Annotated in this window: 7 protein-coding genes; 6 read left to right on the top strand and 1 reads right to left on the bottom strand. The window is 74.6% G+C overall.

Features of this window, described 5'->3' with window-relative positions:
* Positions 1 to 71 precede the first annotated feature (71 nt).
* Entirely contained in the window at positions 72 to 1,580 is a 1,509-nt protein-coding gene (gene hflX, locus ABZW10_RS16260; protein ID WP_355365148.1) for a GTPase HflX, read from the top strand.
* 103 nt (positions 1,581 to 1,683) lie between these two features.
* On the opposite strand, the gene ABZW10_RS16255 is transcribed toward hflX, so the two are convergent.
* On the bottom strand, positions 1,684 to 2,874 hold the full coding sequence (locus tag ABZW10_RS16255; protein WP_355365145.1) for a hypothetical protein: 1,191 nt from the start codon (positions 2,872 to 2,874) through the stop codon (positions 1,684 to 1,686).
* 329 nt (positions 2,875 to 3,203) lie between these two features.
* Here ABZW10_RS16255 and ABZW10_RS16250 point away from each other — a divergent pair, with 329 nt between their 5' ends.
* From ABZW10_RS16250 to ABZW10_RS16230, 5 genes are read left to right on the top strand one after another with little or no spacing between them, the layout of a single operon-like run.
* On the top strand, positions 3,204 to 5,039 hold the full coding sequence (locus ABZW10_RS16250; protein WP_355365142.1) for an IucA/IucC family protein: 1,836 nt from the start codon (positions 3,204 to 3,206) through the stop codon (positions 5,037 to 5,039).
* Positions 5,036 to 5,683, top strand: coding sequence for a GNAT family N-acetyltransferase (locus ABZW10_RS16245; RefSeq protein WP_355365139.1), 648 nt, complete (start codon positions 5,036 to 5,038; stop codon positions 5,681 to 5,683). The genes ABZW10_RS16250 and ABZW10_RS16245 overlap by 4 nt, the downstream gene beginning before the upstream one ends.
* 15 nt (positions 5,684 to 5,698) lie before the next feature.
* Positions 5,699 to 7,087 carry a SidA/IucD/PvdA family monooxygenase gene (locus ABZW10_RS16240; protein ID WP_355365136.1) on the top strand — a complete coding sequence of 463 codons (1,389 nt, stop codon included), beginning with the start codon at positions 5,699 to 5,701 and terminating at the stop codon, positions 7,085 to 7,087.
* Positions 7,065 to 8,891, top strand: coding sequence for an IucA/IucC family siderophore biosynthesis protein (locus ABZW10_RS16235; RefSeq protein ID WP_355365133.1), 1,827 nt, complete (start codon positions 7,065 to 7,067; stop codon positions 8,889 to 8,891). The genes ABZW10_RS16240 and ABZW10_RS16235 overlap by 23 nt, the downstream gene beginning before the upstream one ends.
* 12 nt (positions 8,892 to 8,903) lie before the next feature.
* Entirely contained in the window at positions 8,904 to 11,036 is a 2,133-nt protein-coding gene (locus ABZW10_RS16230; protein ID WP_355365130.1) for an ATP-dependent DNA helicase, read from the top strand.
* Positions 11,037 to 11,066: the final 30 nt, after the last annotated feature.

Genomic DNA, 11,066 nt, shown 5'->3' with positions numbered 1-11,066 from the left:
TGGGCAGACTCCGGGCACGACCGTCCGTACGGTCGCGCACAGGCCACCCGTTCCAGCAGCCAAAGGACAGAATGACCTCCACGTCCGACACCCGCGACCACGCCGACGCCCCGCGCCGCTTCGACGGTCTGCGGGCGGAAGCCCTCATGGACGAGGACCTCGCGGCCATCGACGAGGACCTCGGCCACCACTACGACGGCGACCAGTACGACCGCAGCGAGCGCGCAGCGCTCCGTCGTGTCGCCGGCCTCTCCACCGAACTCCAGGACGTCACCGAGGTCGAGTACCGCCAGCTCCGGCTGGAGCGCGTGGTGCTCGTCGGCGTCTGGACGGACGGCACCCTGGAGGAGGCGGAGAACTCGATGGCCGAGCTCGCCGCGCTGGCCGAGACGGCCGGCTCCGAGGTGCTGGACGGCGTCATCCAGCGCCGCGACAAGCCCGACGCGGCCACCTACATCGGCTCCGGCAAGGCGCAGGAGCTGCGCGACATCGTCTCCTCCACCGGGGCGGACACCGTGGTCTGCGACGGTGAGCTCACCCCGGGCCAGCTGATCCACCTGGAGGACGTGGTCAAGGTCAAGGTCGTCGACCGGACGGCCCTGATCCTGGACATCTTCGCCCAGCACGCCAAGTCCCGCGAGGGCAAGGCGCAGGTCTCGCTCGCGCAGATGCAGTACATGCTGCCGCGGCTGCGCGGCTGGGGCCAGTCGCTCTCCCGGCAGATGGGTGGTGGCGGCTCCGGCTCGTCCGGCGGCGGCATGGCGACCCGTGGTCCCGGTGAGACCAAGATCGAGACCGACCGGCGCCGGATCCGCGAGAAGATGGCGAAGCTCCGCAGGGAGATCGCCGACATGAAGAAGGGCCGCGACACCAAGCGCCAGGAGCGCCGGCGCCACCAGGTGCCGTCCGTGGCCATCGCCGGTTACACCAACGCCGGCAAGTCCTCCCTGCTCAACCGGCTCACCGGCGCGGGCGTGCTGGTGGAGAACGCGCTGTTCGCCACCCTCGACCCGACCGTGCGCCGGGCGCAGACCCCGAGCGGCCGGGTCTACACCCTGGCCGACACCGTCGGCTTCGTCCGGCACCTGCCGCACCACCTGGTCGAGGCGTTCCGCTCCACCATGGAGGAGGTCGGCGACGCGGACCTCATCCTGCACGTGGTGGACGGCTCGCACCCCGAGCCGGAGACGCAGCTGGCCGCCGTCCGCGAGGTCGTGGTCTCGGTCGACGCGCAGAACGTGCCGGAGATCGTGGTGATCAACAAGGCCGACGCGGCCGACCCGCACGTGCTGCAGCGCCTGCTGCGCCGCGAGCCGCACGCCATCGTGGTGTCGGCCCGCACCGGCGAGGGCATCGACGAGCTGCTCAAGCTCATCGACGACGAGCTGCCGCGCCCGGCGGTCGAGGTGCACGTGCTGGTCCCGTACACCCAGGGCGCGCTGGTGTCCCGGGTGCACGCCGAGGGCGAGCTGCTGGGCACCGAGCACACCGGCGAGGGCACCCTGCTGCACGCCAAGGTGCCGGCCGAGCTGGCCGCCGAGCTGGAGCACTTCGCGGTGGCGCTGACGCCGCAGGGCTGAGCCGCCGCCGTACGGTCACGGGCCCCGGTCCCCTCGTGAGGGGGAACCGGGGCCCGTTCGCGTGCCCGGTGCCGGGAGTCCCGGGGGAGGCCCGGGGCCGGGGCTACTTCTTCTTCGAGATCCAGTCCAGCGCCTGCTTGGCGACCGTCTCCAGGTACGGCCCGCTCAGCGAGGTGTGGTCCTGGGTGCCGATCGAGGTGTTGGAGACCAGCGCGAGCTTCCCGTCCGGCATCGGCGCGAACCAGCCGCCGCCGCTGGAGCCCTGGGTCATGTTGCAGCCGATGGTGAGCATCGACGGGCGCTTCGGGTCGAAGGAGAGCCTGGTCGGCTTCCCGCCCTCGCACTTGTAGAGCTCCTGGCCGTCGAACGGCTTGTAGAGCGGGTAGCCGATCGCGGCGACCGCGAGCTTGTCGCGCGGGGCGTCGAACCAGACCGGGACGGCCCCGCCGACCGTCTCCTCCAGCGACTTGCCGCTGTCGTTCTGGTTGCTCACCCGCATGATCGCGAAGTCGTACTGGTTCGCGGCGTCACCGGTGCCACCGCCCTCGACCAGCCACTGCGGTGAGGTCACCACGTCCTTGGCCCACCAGGTGCCGAGCGGCGCCAGCTCGGACAGCGGGGCCTTCTTGCCGCCGCTGGAGGCACCCGAGTTGTTGTAGGCCGGGACGAAGACCAGGTCCTTGAAGTAGCTGCCGCCCTTGCCCGGGTGGACGCAGTGGCCGGCCGTCCAGACCAGGTTGCTCCGGCCCGGGTTCGCCGGGTCCTGGATCACGGTGGCCGAGCAGTTGCCGCGGCCGCCCTCGGCCGAGAAGAAGACCTTGCCGGAGGGCTGCTTGGTGTACGGGCGCGGCACCGGCACGGCCTTGACCACCGGCGGCTCGGGGTCGGTGACCCCGGCGTCGTCGGCGGGCTTGGCGGTGGGCGGCGCCGGGTCGGCCGGCTTGGAGTCGCCCATCTTGTCCGGGTTCCAGAAGTCCTTGACGATCGGGTTGTTGAAGACGTGCTTGGACGCCCAGTTGTCCCAGTCCTCGAACTTCCACTTCGTCAGGTCGTCCCAGCTCTTGGGCAGGCCTTCCAGCAGGCCGGTCGGCAGGCCCGAGGGCAGGGTGATGCCGCCGATCACGCCACTGCCGCCCCCCGCGGCGGTGGCGGAGGCGGACGCGGTGGGGCCGCCGGAGGGCGGCGTTGCGACGGCGTCCCCGCCCGCGGGCCCGTCCGGGCCGCAGGCGGTGACGGCGAGCAGGGTCCCCGCGGCGAGGAGCGCCGCCGCGGCTGACCGGTGGATCGCTGGCATGGTGCTGTCCCCCTGGTAGTTCGGTGTCGGCGGCGGACCGCCGTCCTGGAGTCTGCCACTGGCCACCAGGACGGGCCCGGGCGGCCCCCGGGTTCCGGTTCCGGGCGAAGGTCACCGATCCGTGACGCGCGGACCGACGGCCCGGCCGCGCGACGGACCCGCTTTCCCTCCCGGGCGGGACAATCACCGATCTTCACCCGGACGAGTGAGTGGTCCTTGTGATCACCCCTCAGGGATAGGTAACCCTTACCTGACGCGAGGGTGCGAGCGCCCGCCAGTTCCCTCCACCCCCTTGCGCGTCGGCACGCCACGCGCTTCAAGGAGCAGCATTGAGCACCGCCCTGACCGGAGCCCCGCCCCGACTCCCGGCCCGCCGCCCCGCCACCACCGCGGCCCCGGCCCCCTGCGACCGGCTGCTCCACCCCGACCCGGTCGTCGCCGCCGAACAGGCCGCCCTGGAGGCCCTGCTGCGCTGCTGGACCCGGGAGACCGGCGCCGTCCCCGGCCCCGACGGCCACCTGCGGATCGCCGTCCTCGGCGGCGCCGCCCGGCTCTCCGCCCCGGTCCGGCACTGGTCGCCGGCCGGCTGGCACCGGTTCGGCCCGGCCACCCTCGCGGCCGGCGAGGCCAGCGCGGCGGGGGACTTCGCCGACGCCCCGGTGGACGCCGTCACCGCCGCCGCCCTGCTCGCCGCCGCGGCCGCCGACCGCCCCGACCCCGGTCAGGTCGCCGACCTCGCCGCCCGGGTCGCCGACTCGGTGGTCCGCACCGCCGACATCCTCGTCCACCACCGCTCCGCCACCGCCCCGGTGCCCGGCGGACCCGAGCGCTCGGAGTTCCTCGCCGCCGAGCAGTCCCTGCTGCTCGGCCACCCGATGCATCCCACCCCGAAGAGCCGCGACGGCCTCGGCCCCGCCCAGAGCGCCGCCTACTCGCCCGAACTGCACGGCTCCTTCCAACTGCACTGGTACGCCGTCGACCGCGAGCTGCTCGCCGCCGGCTCCGCCGTCGCCCGGAGCGCGGACCGGATCACCGCCGGGTTCCTCGACGACCCCGCCCTGCTGCCGCCCGGCACCGCAGCCCTGCCGCTGCACCCCTGGCAGGCCCGCGAACTCGCCCACCGCCCCGTCGTCGCCGAACTTCTCGCCGAGGGCCGGCTGCACGACCTCGGCCCGTCCGGCGCCCCCTGGTACCCCACCTCCTCGGTGCGCACCGTCTACCGGCCCGGCACCCCCTGGATGCTCAAGCTCTCACTGGGCCTGCGGATCACCAACTCCCGCCGGGAGAACCTCCGCAAGGAGCTCCACCGCGGCCTGGAGATGCACCGGCTGCTGGAGAGCGGCCTCGGCGCCGAGTGGCGGGCCGTGCACCCCGGCTTCGACATCGTCCGCGACCCCGCCTGGATCGGCGTCGACCACCCGGACCTCGGCGACCCGGGCGGCCTGGACACCGTGCTGCGCGCCCAGCCCTTCGCACCCACCGACCGCGTCTACTGCGTGGCCGGACTGGTCGCCGAACGGCCGCACGCCGCCCGCGCCGGCGACACCGTCCCGTCCCGGCTCGGCGACCTGCTGCGCACCCTCGCGGCCCGTACCGGCCGCCCGCTGCCCACGGTGACCGCCGAGTGGTTCCTCCGCTACCTGGACGCCGTCGTGCTGCCGGTCCTCTGGCTGGACGGCACGGCCGGCATCGCCCTGGAGGCCCACCAGCAGAACAGCCTGGTACTGCTGGACGCCGAGGGCTGGCCGAGCGGCGGCCGCTACCGGGACAACCAGGGCTACTACTACCGGCAGAGCGCCGCCGACCGGCTCACCGCCCGGCTGCCCGGCCTCGGCGCGCACAGCGACACCTTCCTCGATGACCCGGTGATCGACCACCACTTCGCCTACTACCTGGGCATCAACCATGTGCTCGGACTGGTCGGCGCGCTCGGCTCCCAGCAGCTCGCCGACGAGGCCCTGCTGCTGGCCGCGCTCCGCCGCTTCCTGGCCGGGCCCGCCGCCACCGCCACCGGCTCCGCGCTGCCCGGCCTGCTGCTGGACGCCCCGACCCTGCCCTGCAAGGCCAATCTGCTCACCCGGATCAACGGGCTGGACGAGCTGGTCGGCCCGGTCGCCACCCAGTCCGTGTACGTCGACATCCCCAACCCGGTGGCCGGCGCGTGAGCGGCCCCGCCGGCCCCGCCGGCCCCGCCAGCCCCGCCGGCCCCGCAGACCCGGCTGACCAGACCGGCCCGGCCCGGCCGGGCGCGGACGAGGACCCGGCCCGCTGGGGCGCCATGCCCACCGCCGCCGGCGAGTTCCGCCTGCGCCGCGCCCGGCTCCCGGCCGACCTCGGCCTGCTCACCGGCTGGATGAACGACCCGGAGGTCGCCGCCTTCTGGGAGCTCGCCGGACCGCCCGCCGTCACCGAACTGCACCTGCGCGGCCAACTCGACGGCGACGGAAGCAGCCTGCCCTGCCTCGGCCTGCTCGACGACACCCCGATGAGCTACTGGGAGGTCTACCGCGCCGACCTCGACCCGCTCGCCGCGCACTACCCGGCCCGGCCCCACGACACCGGCCTCCACCTGCTGCTCGGCCCGGCCACCAGCCGCGGCCGGGGCCTCGGCGCCACCCTGCTCGCCGCCCTGGCCGACCGCGTCCTGAGGGAACGGCCGCGCTGCGAACGGGTGGTCGCCGAGCCCGACGTCCGCAACCGGCGCTCCGTCCGCGCCTTCCTGCGGGCCGGCTTCCGGCTCGCCGCCGAACTCGACCTGCCCGGCAAACGGGCCGCCCTGATGGTCCGCGACCGGACCCCGCACGCCTAGGACTGCACCCGCCCCATGGACACCCCAGCACCCCCGCCCGGGCCGTACGACCTGCTCGGCGTCGGCATCGGCCCGTTCAACCTCTCGCTCGCCGCGCTCGCCGAGCCCGTCCCCGGCCTGCGCACCCTCTTCTGCGACCGGCGCCCGGAGTTCCGCTGGCACCCCGGGATGCTCGTCGACGGCGCGCGGATGCAGGTGCCGTTCCTCGCCGACCTGGTCTCCCTGGTCGACCCGACCAATCCCTGGTCCTTCCTCAACCACCTGCGCGAGCAGGACCGGCTGTTCCCCTTCTACTTCACCGAACGCTTCCAGCTCACCCGCCGCGAGTACGACCACTACTGCCGCTGGGCCGCCGAGCGGCTCGCCAACTGCCGCTTCGGCACCGAGGTCACCGCCCTGCGCTGGGCCGGCGACCGGTACCGCGCCGAGCTGCGCGACGGCGCCACCGGGCGCACCCGCACCGTCGAGGCGCGCAACGTCGTCCTCGGCGTCGGCACCCTGCCGGTGCGCCCTGCCGCCTTCGCCGCCCTGGACGGCCATCCGCGGGTCTTCCACTCCGCCGACTACCTCGACCGGCGCGACAGCCTGGCCGGCGCCCGCGACATCACCGTCGTCGGCAGCGGGCAGTCCGGCGCCGAGGTCTTCCTCGACCTGCTGCGCCGCCACGACGGCGACGGCGTCCGGCTGCGCTGGCTCACCCGCACCCGGGCGCTCGCGCCGATGGAGTACTCCAAGCTGGGCCTGGAGCACTTCACCCCCGACTACACCCGCTACTTCCACGGCCTGTCCAGGGAGGTGCGCGACAGCCTGGTCGAGGCCCAGTGGCAGCTGCACAAGGCCGCCTCCGCCGAGACCCTCGCCGAGATCCACGACCACCTCTACGCACGCACCGTCGGCCGGCCGGTCGGCGACGCCCCGGTCGAGATCACCCCCGGCACCGCCGTCACCGACACCCGCTCCGGCCCCTGCGGCGGGCTCGAACTCGACTGCCGGCACACCGACTCCGGCACCGCGCGGGTGCTGCGCACCGACGCCGTGGTGCTCGCCACCGGCTACCGGGCCGCCCGCCCGGCCGCCCTGGAACCGCTCGCCCACCTCGTCGACTGGGACGCCGCCGGCCGCTACCGGGTCGACCTCGACCACCGGGTGGCCACCCTGCCCGAGGTCACCGGCGGGCTCTACGTCCAGAACGGCGAGCTGCACACCCACGGGGTCGGCACCCCCGACCTGGGCCTCGGCGCCCACCGCGCCGCGGTGATCCTCAACGCCGTCACCGGGCGGACCGTCCACCGGCTGCCCGAGCGCACCGCCTGGACCGGCTTCGCGCCGCCGCCCGCCCCCGTCCCCGCACCAGCCCTTCCCCGACCCCAGGAGCCGACCCGTGCCGCAACCGCCGGCCGCTGAACCGCCGCTGTACCTGCCGCCGCAGCTCACCGCCGGGCACTGGCAGCGGGCCGGCCGCGCACTGCTGGCCAAGATGCTCGGCGAGTTCGCCTACGAGGAGCTCGTCACCCCCGTCGAGACCGGCGCCCCCGGCGGGTACGTGCTCAAGCTCCCCGGGGCCGAGTACCGCTTCACCGCCCGCCGCGGCGCCTACGACGGCTGGCTCGTCGACCCCGGCTCGGTGTGCTGCGACGCCCCCGAGGGCCCCGACCCGCTGCGCTTCCTCACCCACGCCCGGCACGCCCTCGGCCTGCGCGGCGACACCACCGGCCACCTGCTGCGCGAACTCACCGCCACGCTGACCGCCGACGCCCATCTGCTGGCCACCGGGCTCACCGCCGCCGAGCTCGCCGACCTCGGCCACACCGCGCTGGAGGGCCGCCAGGGCGGTCACCCGTGGATCGTCCCCAACAAGGGCCGGATCGGCTTCTCCGCCGCCGACGCCGCCCGCTGGGCGCCCGAGGCCCGCGCCCCGCGCCCGCTGCCCTGGATCGCCGTGCACCGCCGGCTGGCCGAGTACCGTGGCGTGGCCGGGCTCACCGACCCCGCGCAGCTGTACCGCCGCGAGCTGGACGACCCGGACGCGCTGCGCGCCCCGCTCGGCGCCGCCGCCGACGACTACCTGCTGCTGCCGGTGCACCCCTGGCAGTGGGACGAGACCGTGCTGCCGCTGTTCGCCCCGTGGATCGCCTCCGGCGAGATCGTCCCGCTCGGCACCGACGGCGACCTGCGGCTGCCCCAGCAGTCGATCCGCTCGTTCTTCAACGAGAGCCACCCGGAGCGCTGTACCGTCAAGCTGCCGCTGGCCATCCTCAACACCCTGGTCTGGCGGGGCCTGCCCACCGAGCGCACGCTCGCCGCGCCCGCCGTCACCGCCTGGATCCACGGGCTGCGCGACGCCGACCCGTTCCTGCGCGACGAGTGCCGGGTGGTGCTGCTGGGCGAGATCGCCTCCGTCACCGTCGACCACCCGCTCTACCGCGAGCTGCCCGAGGCCCCCTACCAGTACAAGGAGCTGCTGGGCGCGATCTGGCGCGAGCCGCTCGGCCCCGCGCTGGCCCCCGGCGAGCGCGCCCGCACCCTGGCCGCCCTGCTGCAGACCGGCAGCGACGGACGGCCGCTCGCCGCCGAGCTGATCGCCCGCTCCGGGCTCGCCCCCGCCGAGTGGACCGCCCGGCTGTTCGCCGCGATGCTGCCGCCCCTGCTGCACTTCCTCTACCGCTACGGGCTGGTGTTCTCCCCGCACGGCGAGAACGCCATCGTCGTCTTCGACGAGCGGGACGTGCCGGTGCGGCTGGCGGTCAAGGACTTCGTCGACGACGTCAACCTCAGCGACCAGGACCTGCCGGAGCTGCGCGGCCTGCCCGCGGAGGTGGACGCGGTGCTGCTGCGGGAGGACCCGCAGGGCCTGTGCCAGTTCCTGCACTCCGGGCTCTTCATCGGCGTGTACCGCTACCTGGCGCCGCTGCTGGAGGCGCGGACCGGCCTGGCCGAGGCGCGGTTCTGGGCGCTGCTGCGCGCCGAGGTGCTGCGCCACCAGGCACGTTTCCCGGAACTCGCCGACCGCTTCGCGCTGTTCGACCTGTTCCGGCCGCGGATCGACCGGCTCTGCCTGAACCGCAACCGGCTGCTGCTGGACGGCTACGGGGACCGCCCGCACCGCCCGCACGCCGCCCGGCACGGCACTGTGCCCAACCCGCTCGCCGCGGACGGGGCGGCGCCGCTGCCCGGACAACGGGACCGGATTGTCACCCCCGCCCCGTAGGGTGGGAGGGTCATGACGAACGACTCCGAATCCCAGCTCCCCGCCGAGGACGCCGACCCGGCCGGGAGCTCCGCGGACGCCCCGGTCGAGGCCGTCCCCCGCGCCCGCGTCCCCGAACTGCTGCACGCCGCGGTCGCGGCCGTCGGCGGCGTCGAACGCCCCGGCCAGCTCCGGATGGCCGAGGCCGTCGCCGACGCCGTCGACAACAACGAGCACCTGCTGGTGCAGGCTGGCACGGGCACCGGAAAGTCCCTCGCCTACCTGGTGCCGGCGCTCGCCCACGGGGACCGCGTGGTGGTCGCCACCGCCACCCTGGCGCTGCAACGCCAGCTCGTCGAGCGGGACTTGCCGCGCACCGTGGAGGCGCTGCATCCGGTGCTGCGGCGCCGGCCGCTGTTCGCGATGCTCAAGGGCCGCTCCAACTACCTGTGCCTGCACCGGGCCAACGAGGGCACCCCGAGCGACGAGGGCGAGGGCCTGTTCGACCCGGTCGAGGCGATGGGCGGGCCGGCCGGCAAGCTCGGCCAGGAGGTGCTCCGGCTGCGCGACTGGGCGGACGAGACGGAGACCGGCGACCGGGACGACATGACCCCCGGGGTCTCCGACAAGGCCTGGGCCCAGCTCTCGGTCACCTCCAAGGAGTGCCTGGGCGCCAGCCGCTGCGCGTACGGGCAGGAGTGCTTCGCCGAGAAGGCGCGCGAGCGGGCCAAGCTCGCGGACGTGGTGGTCACCAACCACGCGATGCTCGCGATCGACGCGATCGAGGGCGCGCCGGTGCTGCCCGAGCACGGGCTGCTGATCATCGACGAGGCCCACGAGCTGGTCAACCGGGTCACCGGCGCGGCCACCGCCGAGCTGACCGTCGGCGCCGTGAACCGGGCGGTGAAGCGGGCCGCGCGGCTCGCCAACGAGAAGGCCGTGGACGCGCTGCAGGCCGCCGCCGAGAACTACCACGGCCTGATGGAGACCGCCCAGCCCGGCCGGGTCGAGGAACTGCCCGAGTACCTCGGGTACGCCGTCACCTCGATCCGGGACGCCGCCCGGCAGGTGATCACCTCGCTCGGCGAGACCAGGGACAAGGGGCTCAGCGACGAGGACGCCGTCCGCAAGCAGGCGATGGCCTCCGCCGAGGCGCTGCACGAGACCGCCGACCGGCTGCTCCAGGACTCCGAGTACGACGTGGTCTGGATCGAGCGCAGCGACCGCTACGGGCTGGGCACCGCCTCGCTGCGGGTCGCCCCGCTGAGCGTCTCCGGGCTGCTGCGGGAGGGCCTGTACAAGGAGCGCTCGGTGGTGCTCACCTCGGCCACCCTCAAGCTCGGCGGGGACTTCAACGGCGTGGCGGCCTCGGTCGGCCTGCCGTCCGAGGCCCGGCTGCCGGACGTCCGCACCCCGGGGGACAATCCCGAGGCCGCGGGCGAGGGCTTCGGCGACGAGCCGGTGCCGCACTGGCGGGGGATCGACGTCGGCTCGCCGTTCAAGTACCCCAAGCAGGGCATCCTGTACGTCGCCAGGCACCTGGCCGATCCCGGGCGGGACCCGGAACGGCCGGACATGCTCGACGAGTTGGCCGAGCTGATCGGCGCGGCCGGCGGGCGCACGCTGGGCCTGTTCTCCTCGATGCGGGGCGCCCAGAAGGCCGCCGAGGCGATGCGGGAGCGGCTGGACCACCGGATCCTGCTCCAGGGGGAGGACACCCTGGGCGAGTTGATCCGCGAGTTCGCCTCGGACGCGACCACCTGCCTGTTCGGCACGCTGTCGCTCTGGCAGGGCGTGGACGTGCCCGGCTCGGCCTGCCAGTTGGTGGTGATGGACCGGATCCCGTTCCCGCGGCCGGACGACCCGCTGATGAGCGCCCGGCAGAAGGACGTCGAACAGCGCGGCGGGAACGGCTTCATGGCCGTCGCGGCGACCCATGCGGCGCTGCTGATGGCGCAGGGCGCGGGCCGGCTGGTGCGCGCGGCGGACGACCGGGGTGTGGTGGCGGTGCTCGACCCGCGGGTGGAGACCAAGCGGTACGGAGGCTTCTTCCGTTCCTCGATGCCGGAGTTCTGGTACACCACGGACCGCAATCAGGTGCGCCGCTCGCTGGCGGCGATCGACGCCTCGGCGGCGCCGGTGCGGCCGGTGGTGAAGCGGGGCTGAACCGGTCCGGAGGGGCTCCGCGCGGTCTGC

This window comes from Kitasatospora sp. NPDC004723 (genome assembly GCF_040609255.1).
Taxonomy (GTDB): domain Bacteria; phylum Actinomycetota; class Actinomycetes; order Streptomycetales; family Streptomycetaceae; genus Kitasatospora.
This window is presented reverse-complemented; position numbering and strand designations above follow the sequence as displayed.

Coding starts and splice junctions, on each gene's coding strand:
- ABZW10_RS16230 (WP_355365130.1), top strand. CDS start 8,904: ATGACGAACGACTCCGAATCCCAGCTCCCCGCCGAGGACGCCGACCCG.
- ABZW10_RS16240 (WP_355365136.1), top strand. CDS start 5,699: ATGGACACCCCAGCACCCCCGCCCGGGCCGTACGACCTGCTCGGCGTC.
- ABZW10_RS16255 (WP_355365145.1), bottom strand. CDS start 2,874: ATGCCAGCGATCCACCGGTCAGCCGCGGCGGCGCTCCTCGCCGCGGGG.
- hflX (WP_355365148.1), top strand. CDS start 72: ATGACCTCCACGTCCGACACCCGCGACCACGCCGACGCCCCGCGCCGC.